17 protein-coding genes and 1 tRNA gene are annotated in these 20,287 nt (G+C 43.7%); 15 read left to right on the forward strand and 3 right to left on the reverse strand.

The features are described 5' to 3' along the window. The first annotated feature begins 73 nt into the window (after positions 1 to 73). From F0232_RS07730 to gltS, 4 genes are all read left to right on the forward strand, one after another. Positions 74 to 2,557, forward strand: a complete 2,484-nt coding sequence (locus F0232_RS07730; RefSeq protein WP_105057369.1) for a hybrid sensor histidine kinase/response regulator — start codon at positions 74 to 76, stop codon at positions 2,555 to 2,557. Positions 2,558 to 2,806: 249 nt separating this feature from the next. After that, a complete protein-coding gene (locus F0232_RS07735) occupies positions 2,807 to 3,256 on the forward strand; it encodes an L-alanine exporter AlaE (RefSeq protein ID WP_004741076.1) in 450 nt (149 codons plus the stop codon). A gap of 180 nt (positions 3,257 to 3,436) precedes the next feature. Then, positions 3,437 to 3,527, forward strand: a tRNA-Ser gene (locus F0232_RS07740). A 255-nt stretch (positions 3,528 to 3,782) separates the two neighbouring features. Further along, entirely contained in the window at positions 3,783 to 4,997 is a 1,215-nt protein-coding gene (gene gltS, locus F0232_RS07745; RefSeq protein WP_061032854.1) for a sodium/glutamate symporter, read from the forward strand. An 89-nt stretch (positions 4,998 to 5,086) separates the two neighbouring features. Here the strand turns inward: gltS and F0232_RS07750 are convergent, their stop codons facing one another. Next, positions 5,087 to 5,827, reverse strand: coding sequence for a DeoR/GlpR family DNA-binding transcription regulator (locus F0232_RS07750; RefSeq protein ID WP_061032853.1), 741 nt, complete (start codon positions 5,825 to 5,827; stop codon positions 5,087 to 5,089). A 9-nt stretch (positions 5,828 to 5,836) separates the two neighbouring features. Continuing rightward, entirely contained in the window at positions 5,837 to 6,541 is a 705-nt protein-coding gene (locus F0232_RS07755) for a glycerophosphodiester phosphodiesterase family protein (RefSeq protein ID WP_061032852.1), read from the reverse strand. Positions 6,542 to 6,814: 273 nt separating this feature from the next. Between F0232_RS07755 and F0232_RS07760 the strand changes: the two genes are divergently transcribed. The 6 genes from F0232_RS07760 to F0232_RS07785 all read left to right on the forward strand — a co-directional run bounded on the left by F0232_RS07760 (position 6,815) and on the right by F0232_RS07785 (position 13,248). Next, on the forward strand, positions 6,815 to 7,828 hold the full coding sequence (locus tag F0232_RS07760) for a C4-dicarboxylate TRAP transporter substrate-binding protein (RefSeq protein ID WP_050653983.1): 1,014 nt from the start codon (positions 6,815 to 6,817) through the stop codon (positions 7,826 to 7,828). A gap of 107 nt (positions 7,829 to 7,935) precedes the next feature. Continuing rightward, positions 7,936 to 8,400 (forward strand): TRAP transporter small permease, encoded by a 465-nt coding sequence (locus F0232_RS07765; RefSeq protein WP_050651502.1) that lies wholly within the window; start codon positions 7,936 to 7,938, stop codon positions 8,398 to 8,400. A 9-nt stretch (positions 8,401 to 8,409) separates the two neighbouring features. Next, the gene (locus F0232_RS07770; RefSeq protein ID WP_017070429.1) at positions 8,410 to 9,693 is read left to right on the forward strand and encodes a TRAP transporter large permease; all 1,284 of its coding nucleotides are present in this window, start codon (positions 8,410 to 8,412) and stop codon (positions 9,691 to 9,693) included. Between the two features lie 35 nt (positions 9,694 to 9,728). Beyond that, positions 9,729 to 10,514, forward strand: a complete 786-nt coding sequence (locus F0232_RS07775) for an HAD-IIB family hydrolase (RefSeq protein ID WP_105057368.1) — start codon at positions 9,729 to 9,731, stop codon at positions 10,512 to 10,514. Positions 10,515 to 10,773: 259 nt separating this feature from the next. Further along, a complete protein-coding gene (locus tag F0232_RS07780; RefSeq protein ID WP_061032850.1) occupies positions 10,774 to 11,700 on the forward strand; it encodes a LysR family transcriptional regulator in 927 nt (308 codons plus the stop codon). Between the two features lie 294 nt (positions 11,701 to 11,994). Further along, on the forward strand, positions 11,995 to 13,248 hold the full coding sequence (locus F0232_RS07785; RefSeq protein ID WP_061032843.1) for a D-amino acid dehydrogenase: 1,254 nt from the start codon (positions 11,995 to 11,997) through the stop codon (positions 13,246 to 13,248). Between the two features lie 103 nt (positions 13,249 to 13,351). Here the strand turns inward: F0232_RS07785 and F0232_RS07790 are convergent, their stop codons facing one another. Beyond that, entirely contained in the window at positions 13,352 to 14,131 is a 780-nt protein-coding gene (locus F0232_RS07790) for an ABC transporter substrate-binding protein (RefSeq protein WP_061032842.1), read from the reverse strand. A gap of 500 nt (positions 14,132 to 14,631) precedes the next feature. Between F0232_RS07790 and F0232_RS07795 the strand changes: the two genes are divergently transcribed. The 5 genes from F0232_RS07795 to F0232_RS07815 are packed head-to-tail and all read left to right on the forward strand — an operon-like array spanning position 14,632 to position 20,247. Continuing rightward, positions 14,632 to 16,266: an ABC transporter substrate-binding protein gene (locus tag F0232_RS07795; RefSeq protein WP_105057367.1), complete on the forward strand. Its 1,635-nt coding sequence runs from the start codon at positions 14,632 to 14,634 to the stop codon at positions 16,264 to 16,266. 55 nt (positions 16,267 to 16,321) lie between these two features. Next, entirely contained in the window at positions 16,322 to 17,296 is a 975-nt protein-coding gene (locus F0232_RS07800; RefSeq protein ID WP_061032840.1) for an ABC transporter permease, read from the forward strand. An 8-nt stretch (positions 17,297 to 17,304) separates the two neighbouring features. Beyond that, complete coding sequence (locus F0232_RS07805) at positions 17,305 to 18,294, forward strand: ABC transporter permease (RefSeq protein ID WP_029405342.1); 990 nt, start codon at positions 17,305 to 17,307, stop codon at positions 18,292 to 18,294. Further along, entirely contained in the window at positions 18,294 to 19,247 is a 954-nt protein-coding gene (locus F0232_RS07810) for an ABC transporter ATP-binding protein (RefSeq protein WP_019821072.1), read from the forward strand. The genes F0232_RS07805 and F0232_RS07810 overlap by 1 nt, the downstream gene beginning before the upstream one ends. A gap of 10 nt (positions 19,248 to 19,257) precedes the next feature. Continuing rightward, positions 19,258 to 20,247 (forward strand): ABC transporter ATP-binding protein, encoded by a 990-nt coding sequence (locus F0232_RS07815; RefSeq protein ID WP_061018419.1) that lies wholly within the window; start codon positions 19,258 to 19,260, stop codon positions 20,245 to 20,247. Positions 20,248 to 20,287: the final 40 nt, after the last annotated feature.

Consider the following 20,287-nt stretch of genomic DNA (forward strand, 5'->3'; position numbering starts at 1 on the left):
AAACACTAGGTTTAACAGAAAAGAAAACAATAAAAGAATTATGCAGATACGGTCGTCCTTAAAGAAAAAAAGCATGGTAGCGCTTGGGTTATACCTTGCAATGTTTATTGCTATTGTCGGTAGTGTGACGTATTACGTCGTAGAATCCCCCGTGCGCGCCAAACTGCAGCAAAACCTCGACCTACGTACGCAATTGCTGTCTTCGTTGATTACAGAGCCACTCAGTAGCTCTCAAGGCTTTGTTGATAGTTTAGTTGGCTTTGCTCAGGCGCATCGTAAAGGCGAAGATGTCATCCCGCTGTTCAAGTCGATGTTAGCCGCGAGTGACGACACAATCGTCAGTGCTGGTATTTGGCCTGAACCTTACACGCTCGATCCCGATAAGTTGCTGAACAGTTACTTCTTCAACAAAGCTGACGATGGCAGCATCGACCAACTGTTTTCTTACAACAATCCTAAAAATGCCCCTTATCACGAAGAATACTGGTATACCTCAGTGGTCGATGAACCGCAGGGAACCATCTCATGGAGTGATGTCTACATCGATCCATACACGCACGTTCGAATGATCACGGCGTCTTCGCCTTATTACTACGATGGCACCTTTGCGGGTATCGCGACGGTGGACCTCTCTTTGGAAGAGTTACTGGGTTTTATTAAGAACCACGCAGAAGAGTACAACCTTGGTATTACCTTGAGAGACAAGCTAAACCAAGTCTTGGTTTCTCATAACTTTAATCTCGTTGAAGGGATCTACATTAGTAGCAATCAATTCGGTGAATTTGGCTGGCAAGTTGATGTCGTTAACTCTAAATCTCGGGTAGCAGATGAAGTGTTTCGTCAGGTGATGAGTATCGAGGGTGGTATTGTGCCCTTGTTGCTACTGTGTGTGATGGCAGGTTACTACTTGCTTAACCGTTATTTAATCACTCCAATCACTAACATAGCCACTCAGGTTAACAGTTCAAAAGCCGGCGAGGTGATTGACGTTGATTATTCAAGTCATGATGAGATCGGCCACCTAATCAAAACCTTCAATGAGAAGACGGTATATCTCGAAGCAGAAAAAGTGAAAGCGCAAGCATCAACCAATGCAAAGACCGCTTTCCTTGCGACCCTGTCACACGAAATTCGTACCCCAATGAATGGTGTCTTAGGTACTGCGCAAATTCTGTTAAAAACTCCACTTAATGCTGAGCAAGAGAAGCACTTAAAGAGTCTGTATGAATCAGGCGATCACATGATGACCTTGCTGAACGAAATCTTGGACTTTTCAAAGATTGAGCAGGGTCGGTTAGATCTTGATGAGACGCGTTTCCCGCTGGATTCGATCATCGGCAGTATCAACAGTGTTTACTACACATTGTCTTCAGAGAAAGGGCTTCAATTTAAGGTCTATTCGGAAGTGCCTTCCGGTCGTTGGTACTTTTCCGACAAAGCTCGCTTGCGTCAAATCCTATTTAATCTCTTAAATAATGCAGTGAAGTTCACCTCACGCGGTTTTGTTGAGGTGTACCTGAAAGAAGTCGTAGAGGGGAGTGACACCTATCTGAGTATTCGAGTTCGTGATACTGGAATTGGTATCTCTAAAGAAGCTCAAAAGCGTATTTTTAAACCGTTTGAACAAGCGGAGTCTTCGACCACAAGGCGTTTTGGCGGTACTGGCCTTGGCCTCGCGATTGTGAAGAAAATTGCCCAGTTGATGGATGGCAGTATTACCGTCACCAGTGAAGAAGGGATAGGCACGAGCTTTGATGTTCGCTTGAAGATTCAGCCTTGTCAGCCTGGTGAAATAGAGAGCCTGCCACACAAGAAGTTAGATTATTCTGGTTTGAAGGTGCTGATCGTTGAAGACAATCGAACCAACACGGTAATCATTGAGACCTTTATGAATAGCAAGGGCTTTACTTGCAAGAGCGTTGAAAATGGTGAACTGGCGATACAGGCGCTTGTTGCTGAACGATTTGACCTCGTGTTGATGGATAACCACATGCCAGTCATGGACGGCGTAGAATCAACAACAGCCATTCGAGCGCTAATTGGTGAAGTGTCTTCAGTATTGATATTTGGTTGTACGGCTGATGTCTTTAAAGAGACTCGTGAGCGTATGCTTGGGGCTGGAGTCGATTATATTATCGCTAAGCCGATTGATGAGCGTGAACTTGATGATGCCCTGTTCCGTTACTCTAATAAGTTGTATCAATATCATGAAACCAAAAGCCAGAATGAGAACGGGCCTTTAGTTAAGCCTTTGAGCTTAAACAGTCACGATGCGAACCTTCATAAGAATAAGAGCCCAAGCCGCTCACTACCGAAACCTGATCTGCGTAACAAGGACAATACCGAAGAGCTACTCGTGACACTCTATGTCGCGTTAGAAGACAATAACCTAGACCTGATTCAGTCTGCGTTAGAAAGCCTACGTAAGCAGGTCGAACCTATGGACAATGCTGAGCTTTCTTTTCAAGTCGATAAAGCGTTAGAACAGGTTTCTTTGGGCGCTCCGCCGACTCAAGATGTTATCAACATAATTACCGTGAACCTTCCCATGGCATAATTGTTGTTTAATTACGGAAAGTTAATAACGAATCGCCTATATTTTGACCTTTATGTAATTTCCTGGTTGAAGTGACTGGTTTTTAAATGGTTTTTGGTTGTTAATTTACAACTTGATTTTTAATTTGAAATGTATGACTGCTAATCTTGTGTTTTAATAGCGACATTGTCTGGTGGGGTGCGAAAGTGCCTTGTTTATATGTTGCTAAATCACTAAATAGGTAGTGATATATTTTAGGTTTAACGCTCAATGAAGTCTCGTGGTCCATTTTGTATTCGTAACGCAGCGGCGGATACATTTGCTATGGTAGTTTTCTGTTTTATCTCCGGCATGATCGTAGAAGTGTTCATCTCTGGTATGACGTTCGAGCAATCTCTTGCTTCTCGAACGCTGTCGATTCCGGTAAATATTGCCATTGCATGGCCTTATGGCGTGTTCCGTGATTGGTTCTTGCGTAATGGTGCAAAGCTTTCACAAAGCTCGTTGATGAAAAACCTGTCAGACCTTATGGCTTATGTATTATTCCAGTCCCCAGTGTATGCTGGTATTTTGTTAGCTGTTGGTGCTTCAAGCGACCAGATCGTGACTGCGGTAACCAGTAACGCGGTGATCTCTTGTGGGATGGGCGTATTGTACGGTTACTTCTTAGATATGTGCCGTAAGTGGTTTAGAGTTCCAGGCTACTGTCAGCAAGCTTAAGAAAGGCAACAAGCTCAAGAATAGCGATAGCATCAAATTTGGTTTGTTTTTGATCTAATGAGTTAATTTATAATCGAACAAACTTAAAAAGGCACTTTTTTTGATAATGCCCCTTGACCAAAGCAAGCAGAATCAATAAAGTAGCGCCTCGTTGAGTGACGCGCTCAACACACAATTTGTGGAAGGATGGCTGAGTGGCTTAAGGCGCTCGCCTGGAAAGCGAGTATACGTTTATAGCGTATCTGGGGTTCAAATCCCCATCCTTCCACCACTATTCAAAACCCTAGCAGAAATGCTGGGGTTTTCTCGTTTTTGGGTGCCCAAATTTTTATCCCCTTCTTCTTTTCGAAACATTCCTTTCTCAAATCCTTTTTGTGTTCGTCACTCCCACTGTTTATGTTGAAGCATTTTGATCCAGATTAGCGATTGATGTCACCGATAAACGCTTGATTTATCGCTGTGGATCTACAAGATTAAGAGTAAGCAACATTATGAATAATCTTAACTCTTAGGAATCTACCGCATCATGACAGAAACCCTCGTTTCTCCAATGCTCTCCTTTACTATAGCGATCTCATTACTGTTTATTGGTAAAGGCTTAATCGAGCGCTCTGAAGTACTAAGGAAGTATTCACTACCAGAGCCAGTTATTGGTGGTTTTGTTTGTGCCGCTACCGTCGCTGCGCTTTACTATCTCTTTGAAATCCAAATCACTTTTAGCCTCGATGTCAGAGACTTTCTGCTTCTCTACTTTTTTGCTGGTATTGGGCTACAAGCGGACATCAAGACGCTGGTAAAAGGTGGGCGGCCGCTGTTTATCTTGCTCTGTCTCGCGTCGACTTTTATTGTTCTTCAAAACGTGGTGGGTATGGCTGTCGCATCGGGTTTTGGTATGGATGCGAAAGCGGGCTTGTTGTCAGGCTCAATTAGCTTGATTGGCGGTGTTGGTACAACCCTAGCTTGGGCGCCAATGTTCGTAGAAGAGTTTGGTATTTCTAACGCGCTGGAGCTTGGTGTGGCGTCCAACACGGTGGGTTTGATTGCAGCCTGTGTCATTGGCGGCCCGATTGCCAACTACCTTCTCAATAAACACAAAGTGAGCCCTTCAAATGAAGAAGAAGTGACCGTTGGTGCATACCAAGAAAGTGAAACAAAAATTGAGCTTAGTCATTACGGTGTTCTGTGGGCATGGTTGATTTTAAACTTGACGCTCATGCTGGGTTACAGCTTGAGTGAAGTTATCGACTCAATGGGTCTAAAGCTGCCGTTATTCGTGAGCTGTTTAATTGCGGGTATCTTAATCGGAAACGTTGGTCGGGCTTTGTTCAAGAAGCGTCGCACACAAGAAAAAATTGCCCAAGGTCGTAAAGGGTTGGCAATGATCTCTGATATCTGTCTGGGCATGTTCTTAACCATGGCATTGATGGGGCTGCGTATCTGGGACCTTGATGGGTTGTTTGGTTACATCTCAGTGATCATGAGTATCCAGATTCTACTTTCACTGCTGTTTACCATCTTTGTGGTTTATTACTTGATGGGAAGAAACTACGACTCAGTGGTGATATGTTCTGGCTTCGGAGGCATCACTTTAGGCTCGACTGCAACAGCGATTGTAAACATGACAGCCGTGACTCACCGCTATGGTGCAAGTCCACAAGCCTTTATCGTGGTGCCATTAGTGTGTGGCTTCTTCGTTGATTTGATTAATGCGCTAGTGATCAGTTTCTTTGTTGGGATGTAGCCTTTCTCCCGTCTATCTTGCTGAATCAAAAAAGCCTAGCGTTGAAGCTAGGCTTTTTCCATCTATTTTTTTCTACTTTATTGATGTACTTAGTCTTCGACCAAATGTATGTTCAATTCCGATGGCAGCTGAGTGTTGTTCGTGTAGATGCGGTCAAAATCATTCAGTGACGCTACCTTCAGAGCGGCAAAGCGGCCCCATTTACTGGCATCTGCGACTAGCCAACTTTCACGGCTGTTCTTTATGATCGACTTGGATAGGTCAGCTTCAACTTGTTCATGCTCCATGGCGAAGTGACTGTCTGTTACTGAACCACAACCACAGATGCCGATGTCTGCTTCAAAGTCGGAAAAGAAGTGGACCACGCTACTTCCCACCATGTCTTGGTGTTCTCGTCGGAACAAGCCACCCGCCAAATACACTTCAATCTGCTCATTTGCCTCAAGGATGCGAGCCACCTGAAGGTTATTAGTGATCACTCTTAGCGCTGGCTTTGCCAATAAGTACTGTGCGATTCGAGTGACGGTGGTACCAATGCCCATCATGACTGTTGAGCCTTCAGGTATCGCATCGGCAACTGCTATAGCAATACTGTCTTTTGTTTCTGACTCAACGCCAGCGCGGAATCGATAACTCGTGTTCGTGAGCGTAGTGGGTAAGCTGACGCCTCCGTGCACTCTGCGCGCTAGACCTTGCTCACACAGGTGGTTTACGTCACGACGAATGGTTTGAGTGGTAACAGAAAACAACTCGGCTAGGTGGTCGATCTGAATATCTTGGTTAGCTTTAAGCGTTGCGAGTATTTCTTTCTGGCGATGGTTCAGTTCCATAGAAGCCCACTAAAATTGGTTTGGTACGTCAGTGATGATGTTATCGACGCCTAGGTTGAAATATTTAGCCGCCAATTGTGGATCGTTCAAAGTCCATATTTTAAGAATAGCGCCTGAAGCTTTGATCGCTTTGGCCGTTTTCTCGTCAAGAATTCGGTGGTCGATATGAATGCTGTAAAGGTCGAGTGATTTAAGTGACTCGAGGCTGAAATCGTTCCACACTTCGCAGATAAAACCACGTTTAACCTCAGGCATCATTTGCTGGCAAAGACTTAGCGCCTCTTTTTTGAAGCTTGAGATGAGCAGTTTTTCAATAGGGAACTGCTTTTGCTCAATCAGTGCGATCACTGTTTCAACGAGTGGCTGAATAGCCTTATCGTCATAAATTTTGATCTCAAGGTTCAGAGTTACATCAAGTTCTAGGCATTTATCGAACGCTTCGCTCAAAGTAGGAATCGTGGTCCCCGCGAACTCGCTACCAAACCAACTACCAGCATCTAAGGTCTTGAGTGTGGTTAAGTCTAAATCGGCGATATTGCCCGTTCCGTTAGTACAACGATTGACTGTCTTGTCATGAAAAACCATAGCGATGCCATCAGCGCTCAACTGGGTATCAATTTCAATCCACTTAGCACCAGCTTTCGCTGCGTGTTCAATACTCACTAACGTATTTTCTGGTGCTAAAGAAGCGGCACCGCGGTGGCCTGTGATCATAATTCAATCTCGATGTTCATTTGAAAATTCAGGAAACAGTAGCTCTACTTTATTACAGATTTATTATCTATCCGCTATATCTACTTATTTTAAATGAGAGCTAGCTTAAACGTGTTGTACAGAGTTTATACAATAGTGAGACCTTATACTCACAATGTTCAAGTGGGTGGGATTAATGTTCATATGAATGTAATAATTCACTCACATACTCTACGAAAACTTAATAACACCCTCTATATTTAGAAAACGATAGCCACATAAAGGTGATAAAAAATGAAAAAGCTATTAGGTACAGTAATTATGGCGGCAACGCTGCTTGTTGGTTGTGGTGAAGCTGACAAGGCTGGTTCTGAAGCTAAAGACGAGCCGATCAATATCAACATGAGCCTTGTGTTCACTCAAAATGAGCTGCTTACACAAGAGCTAATCAAAGCGACCGACAAAATTCGAGAAAGAACCGATGGCTCGGTAAACATTAAAGTTTTCCCTGGTGGTCAATTGCCTGTTTACAAAGATAACTTGGAACAAGTGGTTAACGGTGCCAACTGGATTGCGGTAGAGGATTTGACTTATCTAGGTGATTACGTGCCTGACTTTGCTGCACTGGCAGGTCCAATGCTGTACAACACCTACGATGAATACTTAGCGATGATGGACACTGATTTCGTCGCTGGCCTTAAGACTAAAGCGGAAGAGAAGGGCATCAAAGTATTGAATGCAGACTACATGTTTGGCTTCCGCCATATGATCACCAATAAAGAGATCGTTAACTCTGATGACATGAAAGGCATGCGTATTCGTGTTCCACAAAGTCAGCTGTTCATTAGCACACTTTCAGCAATGGGAGCAGCTCCAGCTTCTCTTCCATTCCCTGAGACCTATGCAGGTGTTCAGCAAGGCGTTGTTGACGGTCTTGAAGGTTCTATCCTGACAATGTACTCAACCAAGATCTACGAAGTGGCTAAGAACATGTCTTTGACTAAGCACTTCCTTGGCACAGTGGGTATCTACATTTCACCAACGCTTTGGGACAAATTTACGCCAGAGCAACAACAGATCATCAACGAAGAGCTAGAGGCTGGCGCTGAATCTAACACTGCTGAGCTAGTTAAGTTGGATGTTGAATACACTCAGAAACTTGAAGAGCTAGGCGTTACCTTCAATGAAGTGAATTCTGAAGAATTCAACCAGTTGACGGCAGATGTGTACAATCAGTTCCCAAGCTGGAGTGAAGGTATACACGCGACGATCATGAAAGAGCTAGAAACGATCCGAGCTGCACAGTAATCCTGCATACGTCAATTAATTAGTTAATGATTACGGCCTAACTATTCTTAGGCCGTTTTATTCCTGAAATACCCACGTTGTATTCGGTATTTCGCTGGAGAAGTCTTTTGTTTTTATTGAAAAATATTGAAGAAATCCTCGCTTCTATCGCTATATCGATCACCGTTTTGGTTGTTATCGTTAACGTCGTCCTGCGTTATGGATTTGGCTTTGTTGTCCCGTGGAGCGAAGAGTTGTCGGTTATTTGCTTCATTTGGGCTGTCTACTTAGGGATTAGCTCCTGTTACAAACACAAGCTTCACATGGGTGTGGATGTGGTGGTTGCCATGTTGCCAGAAAAAGCAAAAATCCCATTTAGATTGTGTGTTTCCGTTTTCCTACTGGCTCTGAACATTTTAATGGCAGTTCTGAGTTATCAATATCTCATGTTATCTAACAAGGTAACGCCAGTCATGGGCGTATCATATTTTGTTATCAATGGCGTGTTGTTGCTTTGTTTCTCATTGATGGCGATCCACACCGTTCGATTTATTGCGAACGATGTCGCTTCTCTAAAGCGCTCTTCTAAGTAGGTACGATTCATGGAAAGCTATCTTCCAATCCTTATTCTGTTTGTTCTGTTTCTTTTGAACATCCCCATCGCGTTTTCTCTGATTGCATCGGCGATGGTTTACTTTCTTTTTATCAATGACTCTATTCCGGTGAGCTTGGTGATGCAGCGCTTTATTAGCTCTGCTGAGTCTTTTCCGTTGTTGGCTATTCCGTTCTTTATCATGGTGGGTTCGGTGATGAACTATGCGGGGATCAGTAAGAGCTTACTCGCCTTTGCTGATTCTATGATTGGTCACAAAACCGGTGGCCTTGCTCAAGTGAATGTAGCATTGAGTACTCTGATGGGCGGTATCTCTGGATCTGCCAATGCGGATGCGGCGATGCAGTCTAAGATTCTTGCTCCCGAGATGACTAAGCGTGGGTATGACTTGCCATTTACGGCCGCTGTAACAGCTGCTTCATCAAGTATCAGCCCTGTGATTCCACCTGGTATCAACCTAATCATCTTTGCTTTATTAGCGAATGTGTCGGTCCATCAAATGTTTATTGCGGGTTACGTTCCGGCATTTTTGATGGCGCTGTCGCTGATGGTGACGATCGCGTTCATCGCTCGTAAGCGTCGTTACAAACCGTCTCGCTCTGAGCCAGCTTCTGCCAAAGAGCGTTTTCACTACTTCTTGAAAGCGATACCGGCACTGTTGATCCCATTTGGCATTATTTTAGGCATGCGTTTTGGCTTGTTCACGCCTACTGAAGCGGGTGCGATTGCTGTATTACTCTGCGCGATTATTGGCATCTTTGTCTATCGTCAACTGGGCTTCCGCCATATCCCGCTGATCATGCGTGAAACAGTGCAAGGCACCAGTAGTGTCATGTTCATCATTATCGGTGCGATGGTCTTTGGTTACTACATGACACTAGAGCAGATCCCACACAATGTTGCGTCTGCTTTGATTGAGCTGACAGACAACAAGCTCGTCTTGCTGTTGTTGATTAACGTACTGCTGTTAGTGGTTGGCATGTTCATCGAAGGCGGCGCTGCGATGATAATACTCACACCATTGCTACTGCCTGCTGTGCTTAACCTAGGCGTTAACCCGGTTCACTTCGGCATTATTGTGATTGTGAATATCATGATTGGTGGTGTGACTCCGCCATTTGGTTCGATGATGTTTACGGTTTGCTCGATTTTAAAAGTTCGTATGGTCGACTTCGTAAGAGAAGTGGCTCCGTTGTTGCTAGCACTACTCACGGTTCTGATGTTGCTGACTTTCTCTGAAAGCTTAGTGATGTTTTTACCGAATTTGCTTTAACACTGTTTAGTGATTGATTATTTAGAGGTGTAGAAATGAATTCGGTATCGAATGAATTGAACCAAAATTGGAAAAAGATAGATTGGGTGTTAACCGATGTGGATGACACCTTAACGTGGCAAGGTCAATTGCCTCCTGAAACCTTGATTGCGTTAAGCAAGCTGCGTGATTCAGGGAAAAAAGTAGTTGCGGTAACGGGCGCATGTGCAGGGTGGTGTGATCATATTGCTCAGCTGTGGCCTGTTGATGCGGTTCTCGGCGAGAATGGCGCGTTCATTATGGAAAAGAAAAACGGTTATCTGACATTGCGATCTGATATCCCTTTGCCAGAAGTCAGTGCTAATCAGAGCAAACTGAAAGAACAAGTCTTAGCTATTTTGAGCGATTATCCAGAGCTCAGTTTAACGCTCGATCAGTCGTACCGCTTGTGTGAAGTTGCGATAGACATCGGTCAAAACCGTCCCAAAGTCGATGATGCGATTATTGAAGAGATAGTCTCTAAGATTCACGCATTAGGTGCACATGCCACAGCAAGCTCAATTCACATCAACGCTTGGTATGGTGAGCACTCTAAGAAAGCGACATCAACCGCTTTTCTCAAAGAGAAGGGGTTATCTGATCAAGAGATAGTCGAGCGTAGTTGCTATGTCGGTGACTCGATGAATGACCAATACATGTTTGAAATTTTGCCTAACAGTGTCGGTGTGGCGAATATTCAGCATTACTGGGAACGATTAGAGCATCACCCATCAGTGGTGATGAGCAAGCCTGGTGGGTATGGTTTCTCTGAATTTGTCGATAAGCTGCTTGCCTTAAAATAGCGACAGTTTAGCGGCTTCAAACAGCCTATATTGGACATCAAACACAGCTTATTTCTTCGTTGAATTGAGCTGTGTTTTTGTTTTATTTGGCGCGAATACATACTTCTTCTAGATCGTGCCTATCGCTCTTCAAGGGCTTGTGTTGGTGACTCAGCCCACAACTTGCAAACTTGTTGTGTCGGTATCTCAATTCCTAGATGGGCAATTAAGAAAATTGTGAGACGCTTGTATTGTGTCAGTCGAATCACAAGGAAGTTGCATGCACCATTTTAATCTTCGTGCGCTTGAGTATCTGAATGCGTTATCAAAATATGGGTCACTGCGTAAAGCATCTAAGATGATGAACGTTGACCCTGCGGCAATGAGTAGAATGCTGACGCAGCTTGAAGCACAAGCAGAAATGAAGGTGTGGGAACGCAATAATCGTCAATCACTGCTGACTGAGGCGGGTAACGAATTATTGAATTACTACCGCTCTATCGTTCGCAGTGAAACGGCGGTGCTAGCACGCCTAACCAAGTTGAAAAACCTCAAGGGAGGCAATGTCAGCATCGCGATAGGAGAAGGGTTTATCACTAACTTGGTCTCTAAACCGATGCAGACCTTCATGGCTCGTTACCCTGATATCAATTTATCGATTGAGATAGCGGGTGCATTGGATGCGGTGAAAATGTTGGAAGATCAACAGATCGATTTTGCGATTACCTATGCGTCTGCTCCTCACCCTAAACTGCATTCACACGTCGAGCGTAGCCACCCTTTAGAGCTTATCGCTCCAAAAGGGCACGTACTAACGACCCAACAAGCACCAGTGACATTGCAAGATATTAGAGAGGCTTCTATTGCTTTGATCGACAACTCGACAGGTATGGGGAGGTTAGTAAAGCAGGCTGAACAAAACTCTCATCTCACCTTGCAACCTAAGCTTCAAACTAACTCGGTTACCGCGCTAACTAACTTCGTTTCGGCAGGTCTAGGCGTGACCTTTATGCCTAAGCTCACTGTGCTTGATGAGATAAAATCGGGACAAATTGAAGTGGTTGCAACTGAGTTAGACACCTTCACTAAAGCGACGGTGAAAGTTCAATCTCTTAAAGGCCGAGCACTATCATTGCAAGCCGAAACCTTTTTAGACTTTCTTATCGAGAATGCGACATTCTTAAGTCACGATGCTCATAATATCTAAATAGATCAGGGTTGGCGTAACGCAGAATCTACTCTTGGCTCAACTTGTTACTACCAGTTAGCTTCTTTGTTGGGTGAGGCTACCCAGTGGGTCCACTCAATGGCTAGTGATCTGAAGCCCTTCAATATCACACTTCCAAAATTAATCCTCTCGACCCTCCACTAAATTGACTTTTTATCAACGCATGTTGAATTGTTAAGTCAACGCTTGATGAATACGTTACAAACTATTAACGACAGATGTTTCAAACAGGCAGTAAGGCTCGGCTTCGTGGCGAGTGCAGGGGAATATAGAATGGAAGTAATTGTAATTGGCAGCGGTGTGATTGGCTTGACCAGTGCTTGGTATCTGGCGAAAGAGGGCCACTCGGTGACGGTTATCGACCGCCAAGATAGCAGTGGTAAAGAGACCAGTTTTGCGAATGCCGGTCAAATTTCTTACGGTTATTCATCACCATGGGCGGCGCCGGGTATTCCTTTGAAAGCGATGAAATGGCTCACCCAAGAGCATGCTCCCTTGAAAGTGAAGCCATCACTTTCCCCTGATTTAGTTTCTTGGGCGACAAAGATGCTCGCCAATTGTAACGAAGCTAAATACGCCGTGAATAAGTCACGGATGTTGAGAGTGGCAAACTACAGCCGAGACTGTCTAACCCACCTTCGAACCAGTGAAAATTTGGCATACGAGGGCAGGCAGAAAGGTACCCTGCAGGTATTCAGAAGCGAGAAACAACTGGATGCGATTCACCAGGATATGAAGCTATTAACAGAAAGCGGCATCGAGCACTCGCTGTTTGGTGTGGAGCAGTGTCTGTTGGTGGAACCGGGATTAGCTGACGTGAAAGACAAGCTGGTGGGCGGTTTGTACTTACCTCATGATGAAACGGGTGATTGCCATCAGTTCTGTTTAGCCTTAACTGAGAAAGCAAAGGCGCTTGGCGTCCAGTTTGTATTTGATACTGAAGTGGTGAGCTTGAATCATCAGAACCAAGCCATAGAGAGCATTACGACAACTCAAGGTGAATTTAGAGCGGACGCTTATGTGGTGGCTTCGGGAAGTTATTCTCGAGATCTGCTTAAACAAGTCGACTTGTCGATTCCTGTTTATCCGGTGAAGGGCTACTCTTTGACATTGCCAATTGTTAGTGCGGATAAGTCACCAACATCAACCGTTATGGATGAAACCTATAAGGTGGCGATGACGCGTTTTGATGATCGAATTCGTATTGCTGGGACGGCAGAGCTTGCTGGTTTCAATTACCTGATTCCTGAAAAACGCAAAGCGACGATCGATATGGTGATAAAAGACCTGTTCCCGCAGGCTGGGGACTTCTCTAAAGCAGAATACTGGACTGGATTAAGGCCAATGACGCCAGATGGTACGCCTATCATCGGCAAGACGCCAATCAAGAATCTGTTTACCAATACTGGTCATGGGACGTTGGGATGGACGATGGCATGTGGTTCAGGAAAGTTGTTAGCGAGTGTGGTTAGCGGCTCAAATAGCGATATTCAATCAGACGACTTGAGTATTCATCGTTATATGTAAAGGCAAGTTGTTAGTTATATTACCTATGACTTGAAGAAATCGGCATTAGGAGCATAAGCGGATGCTCCTAATGTCGTGATTCTAGGTGCTGGTTTTATGATAATCACGAGATGAATTGAGACTTAAATGACCTTAGCTCTGGCGGTAGTTCCTGATTTACGAGGTTAATAGCTTGACGGTGTTCTAATCCAATGGAGCTCACGACGTCCCCAAAATGTTGGTTAAACAACAAATCAAACTTACCACTGAGCATGTGTTCTTGCAGTTTGTCATCCAGTAATTGAGCTAGTTGTGTTTTGTCTGGGTGGACATAGAAGACCAGTGGGAGAGGGTAATAAAGCACAATACTTTTTTCTATGACTAACCCATCCAGGGAATTGGTATGTTCTTGGTATATGCTTTCTACTTCATTGGCACCGAGTGACACATAATCACATTTATTATCTGAAAGCAGTTTAAGAATCTCTGGTAAGCTTCCTTGCTCTAGTACTCGATATCCATTTGCTCTAAACAGCTCAGCATCAGCCCATGTGGCAGGAATTCCAGCGATAAGTGATTTCAGTTTATTGCTGTTGATATTATGGAATGTGGGTTGATCTTGTTCCCTAATTATTAGGATACGGTGCCCTAGTAAGCCTTTACAAATTGGAGAGTTGAGTTTGATTGTAGGCTTATCCGAAAATTTACGGTTTCCCGCCACCGTGACGAGTACATCATAACTCTTGCGGAATATATTTCCTTCATCCTCAGCCCTTGGAAAGTCAGTATTATCGCTGTGAACGACAATAGGTTCGTTCGGATCCCAATTCAACAAGCTATGAATTAGCTCCAACTCATAGTGCTGTCTTTTACCTGATTTATTGCCATTCCAAAAGTTTAACATAGTTGTCCTAAGGGGGAACTTACATTTCATGACTGGTATGCTGACATAGGTTTGATAATCGAGAAAGCGCTTTCTTTTGTTTTTGAGAGAATCTTATATAGATACAGTTTATGAATATTGAGAATCGCGACGGAAAGGCCATTTTAAAGAAAGCATATAAGTTCATTGATGGGTGAGAGACTCGACGATTAGCGTAGACGATGGAGGTACCACTGTTGTATTTTAACTTATTGTTTTTAAGTTGTTTTTTGTATTAATTAACAATTAATGTGACGAATGGCACTGTTGCGTGTTTCTATTCTCAATCTATTTTAAATTTGTGATCTATGGTTCGTTTCCCCGAAATGTAAGTTGAAGAATCATTCTATCGGATTATTATCCACCTAAAGAAAGCGGTTTCTTGATGCAAGTAACCGATAGTGAATACGAAAACACCCCCTTTTTTTAAAGTTAAAAGAAAGCGCTTTCTTTCTGGTTATTATCATTAAAAGGACAACGTGATGCACAAAAAGACATTGATTGCTTCGCTCGCCATTGGAGCGTTATTCGGAGCCTCTGTACAAGCAGATGAAGTTAAGCAGGGTGGTACACTAACGGTGCCAATTATCAATACTGGCTTTGTTGAAAACTTTAACCCTTATACAACTAAAGACTTACTGCATGGGGTAATGTTTGAGCCATTGGTCGTATTCAACAACATGACAGGTGATGTTGATTATCGCTTGGCTGAGTCGGTTGAGTATTCAACTGACCTGAAAACATTGACGCTTAAGTTACGAGAGAATTTGAAGTGGTCTGATGGTTCAAAGTTAACTGCAGACGACGTTGTTTTTAGCTTTATGTTGACTAAAGAGGCACCAGCTTTTGACCAGAAAGGTATTTGGTCTTCAGGTAACTTAAAAGAAATCAAATCTATTGACGCGCGAACCGTCGTGTTTGAGCTGACGGAAGCGGATTCTACATTTGCTTGGAACTTAGAGCGTTACCATATTGTACCAAAGCATATTTGGTCGAAAGTTGAAGATCTGACAACGTTTACCAACCTTAACCCGGTAGGTAGTGGCCCAATGACGACGGTTAAATACATTAAACCGCAACAGATGGAGCTGTGCCGAAACCCAAATTACTATTTAGAAAATAGACCTTATTTAGATTGCATCAACTTCCGTTCTTACAATGACAACTCTCAGATTCAACCTGCCTTAATCAAAGGTGAGATTGATTGGGGTTCAAATTTTATTGCTGACGTTGAGTCAACATTTGTCGATATGGATAAAGAAAATAACCATTTTTGGTATCCAGCGAATGATGCGATCCACCTTTACGTAAATACCAAAGAAGCGCCATTTGATGACCTAAGAGTACGACAAGCACTTTCTATGGCACTTGATCGTGAAACCATCGTTGATATTGCTGCCTACGGTTATCCGACTGCAAACTTCAATGCTGGTGGCATCGGTGAGCTATACGAAACGCACATTGATAAAAATGTATCTAAGAAATATGGCTATCTAACTAAGTACGATGTTGAAAGAGCAAACGCTTTACTTGATGAAGCGGACTTAGTTGACAAAAACGGTGATGGATTCCGCGACAAAGCAAACGGGGAAACGGTTGAGTTTGATATTGAGGTTGTAAACGGTTGGACCGACTGGATCCAAGTGGTTCAGATGGTATCTGAATACTTTGAAGAAGTGGGTGTGAAAGCAAACGTTAAGACCGTGGATTGGGCGGTATATGACAGCAATTTGAAAGAAAGCAAATATACCATGTCAATTAACTGGTCAATGGTAGCGACAAACCCAATCTTGGCGTACCAAGAGTACTTCTCAACGTCTCGAATCGGAAAAACTTGGCATGCTGGTCACGGTGTTAATTCACCAGAAATCGACGCATTGATCGACAGCTTTGGCAAAATAGGTGATGCAGAGCAGCAAGAGAAAGTGTTGAGTGAACTTCAGGAGTTTACCGCTGAAAACCTTCCCTTTATCCCTCTATTTTCTAACCCAACTTGGTTCCAATACAGTACTAAACATATTGTTGGTTGGCCAAGTGAAAAAGACCCATACGTACAGCCAGTATGGTACGACGGTGGTAAGAGAGTAATTATTCTCAACAATCTACACCTTAAGTAAGTTATTTTTGAGAGGGCTACAGCTTAGGTTGTAGCCCCTAGGTTAAAAGATTTTTATGTCGTTTTTAATTCGCCGATTTGGCTTCTATTTTACCGCTTTCTTAATCGCTATCTCGTTTAATTTTATGTTGCCTCGTCTAATGCCAGGTGATCCTGTTGATGCTCTTTTCGCTGCTGCTCAAGGTCGAATGGATCCTGCTCAGATGGATGCTGTTCGTGAAATGTACGGTTTTGTTGATGGTAATGTTTTCGAACAGTACTTCGCTTATATGAAAAGCGTATTCACTCTTGATTTGGGACCTTCAGTACTTATGTTTCCTGTAAGTGTCTCAGATGTCCTTGCTATGGCACTGCCGTGGACTATGTTTCTAGCGCTTGGTTCGTTGATTGTCGCTCTCATCATTGGTGTCAGTATTGGTACGTATGCATCGTATCGACGTGAAGGGCTATTTGGACAAATTGTTCCGCCAGTTTTAGCATTTATTAGTAATTTCCCGTACATCGTGACCGCATTACTGTTGTTCTATTTCTTTGGTTTAAAACTTGAACTATTGCCTTTGGCATATACCTATGACCCATCGCTAGAGCCAGGTTTTACATGGGAGTTTATTTCCAGTGTGGCCAAACACGCTATGTTGCCTATGGGCTCAATGGTCTTGGTTGGTATCGCAACATGGGTCTTCAATATGCGTAATGCGATGATCAACGTGTTGGGTGAGGATTACGTAACGATGGCTGAGGCCAAAGGCTTGAGTAGTTATCGTGTTATGTTTCGTTATGCTGGTCGAAATGCCATCCTTCCTGTTGCGACCGCTATTGCAATGGCAATCGGGTTCTCATTCGCAGGTTCAATTATGACTGAAGTGGTTTTTAACTACCAAGGTTTGGGGAACATCCTTCTTAAAGGCATCGTTGCTCGTGATTACCCACTTATCCAAGCCATTCTTCTTATCTTGGTGACAGCGGTACTAACCGCTAACTTTATTGCCGACCTCCTATATGTCTGGCTTGACCCTAGAATCTCGAATTGAGGCGCATGATGGATAATTTAATGGACACTCAAAAAACCGCTAACCAGCCGAATATGCCAGTACGTGAGCCAAAATGGTCGTGGAAAAACGTAAAGAAAACTCTCGGTAAAGCTTACGCATTTTTCTACGGTAACCCCCCGGCCATTATAGGTACTTTTTTACTTACGATTGTCTTAGCCGGGGCGTTATTTGCACCTGTATTATCGACTCATAACCCAGAAAAGCGCGTAGCACGTCCACATGTTGCACCAAGCTCTGAGCATATTATGGGCACGACTCGTAGCGGACGTGATGTATATAGCCAGGTTCTATTTGGAGCAAGAAAGTCGCTTACTGTTGCGATCTCTGCGGGCGTAATAGCCATGACAATAGCAGTGCTAGTTGGGGTTTCATCTGGTTACTTTGGTGGAAAAGTCGATGAACGCTTGAACTTCATTACTAACGTATTTCTTGTGTTTCCACAATTACCCTTGCTGATTGTTCTCGCCGCATTCTTAGGGCAGGTCGGTTCGCTGGTTATTACCGTGTTGTTAGGGATAACCTCCTGGCCTTGGGGGGCTAGGGTGATTCGTGCACAGACCATGGCAATTAGAAGCAAAGAGTTCATCATTTCTGCAGAGGTGATGGGGGAATCAAAAATCCGCATTATTTTAGTCGAGATCTTACCAAACTTAGTTTCGATTGTTTTTGGTGGCTTCCTAGGCACGGTTATCTACGCAATGGGCTCCGAAGCTGGTCTAGGTATTTTAGGTTTAGGTGATGCAACAGAGGTGAGTTGGGGCTCTATGTTGTATTGGGCACAGACCTCTTCATCGTTATATACCGGTGCATGGTGGGAAATGCTGGTGCCTGCACTAGCGTTAGCGATTACTGGTGGTGGACTCGCATTGATTAACATGTCTATTGACCAAGTGAGCAACCCTAAATTACGTACGGGCCCACACATCAAACTGTGGCACAAACTTAAAAAAGAAGCAGATAAACGCCGAGGCCTATAATGAGCAATCTATTAGAAATTAATAACCTGTGTGTTGATTACGTTTCTCCTAATGGCGTAGCAAGAGCCGTTAATGACGTTAGTATTTCCATTGCGCCCGGTGAAACGCTCGGTATTGCCGGTGAATCTGGTTGCGGTAAAAGTACATTGGCTTTTGCTATATCACGATTACATAAAGCACCAGCGCTTATCTCTGAGGGTGAAATACTCTACAAAGGGCAGGATGTTTTAAAGATGAATAACAAGCAGCTACGTGACTTCCGTTGGAATGACGTTTCTATTGTTTTTCAAAGCGCAATGAATTCACTTAATCCCGTTATTACCATCGGTGAGCAGCTAACGGACGTTATTCTAGCGCACAAAAAAATACCTTATAAACAGGCTCACGATCGTGCGGTCGAGCTGTTAGGAACGGTTGGGATTCATGGCGATAGAATGTCGAGCTTTCCCCATCAACTGAGTGGAGGGATGCGTCAGCGAGTTGTTATTGCGATTGCTTTGGCGCTGGAACCTAAATTGATCATCATGGATGAGCCAACAACGGCACTTGATGTGGTGGTCGAACGTGAAATCTTGAATGAACTGTATGAGCTGAAGAGTAAGTTTGGATTCTCTATTCTGTTTATTAGTCACGACTTAAGCCTAATGGGCGAAATTGCTGATCGAATTGGCGTGATGTATGCGGGTAACCTTATCGAATTAGGTGATGCGAAAACGGTATTTAGTGAACCTAAGCATCCTTATACAAAAGGGCTTATCTCTTCATTTCCGACTATTCATGGGCCAAAAGAACGTCTCTACGGGATCCCTGGGAATCCTGTCAACCTTTTGGATACACCTCAAGGATGTAACTTCCAAGAGCGATGTGGCGAATGCATTTCAATGTGTATTAAAAGTGAGCCTCGTTTGGGCGCTATTGCGACCGGGCATCACGTATCTTGTCACCTAGTTTGAGCGAAAGATTATGAATACTTTAAAGAACGTTGATAAAAGCGAAGTTATCTTATCAGTTAAGAATTTGGTAAAAGATTTCCCACTTGGCCAGTCAGTCAAAAGCAATATGATGCGAGCCGTAAATGATGTTTCATTTGATCTACGTAAAGGAGAAGCATTAGCGATTGTTGGTGAATCTGGCTCAGGGAAAAGCACAGGAGCTCGAATTCTTACCCGAATTTACGATAAGACGGCTGGAGATATCGAATTCAAAGGTGAGCCTCTGTCTGACTATATTGAAAAATATGGTGAGCTTGAATATGCACGCCAAGTGCAAATGATTTTTCAAGACCCGTTTGGCTCGCTGAATCCTGTACACACGATTTACCACCATATTGCGCGACCTTTACTTATCCATAAACGAGCAGAAAAAGAAGCGATTCCGAACCTTGTTTATGAATTGCTTGAAATGGTTGGGCTAACACCAGTTAAAGAGACCGCAGAGAAGTACCCACATGAATTAAGTGGTGGGCAACGACAGCGTGTCGCAATTGCACGTGCAATTGCTGTTAGCCCGGAAGTGATCCTAGCTGATGAACCTATATCTATGCTTGATGTGTCTGTGCGATTAGGAATCCTAAACCTAATGGCTGACTTGAAAGATAAGCATGGTATTTCGTTCATGTACATCACTCATGACATTGCGACGGCGCGTTATTTTGCTGAGAAAACGGCGGTGATGTATGTAGGGCATATGGTCGAATGGGGTAATAGCGACAACGTCACTCAGAACCCGCAACATCCGTATTCTCAGTTGTTGTTGTCAGCTGTGCCAGAAGTCGGTAAATCGGGCAAGCGTGACATGAACGTGAAAAAAGGTGATATCCCTTCTTGGAAGCCAAGTAGCGTAGGTTGCCCGTTCGCAAGCCGTTGTCTGAAAGCTGACAAACTTTGCACGCAATCAATACCAGAACCGACTCAAATTGCAGAAGAGCATTTTGCTCGTTGCCATCATTTGTAAACTTTAAATCCTTTTGAAACGCAAAAGAAAGCGCTTTCAA

It is taken from the genome of Vibrio sp. T3Y01 (assembly GCF_013114525.1).
Taxonomy (GTDB): domain Bacteria; phylum Pseudomonadota; class Gammaproteobacteria; order Enterobacterales; family Vibrionaceae; genus Vibrio; species Vibrio chagasii_B.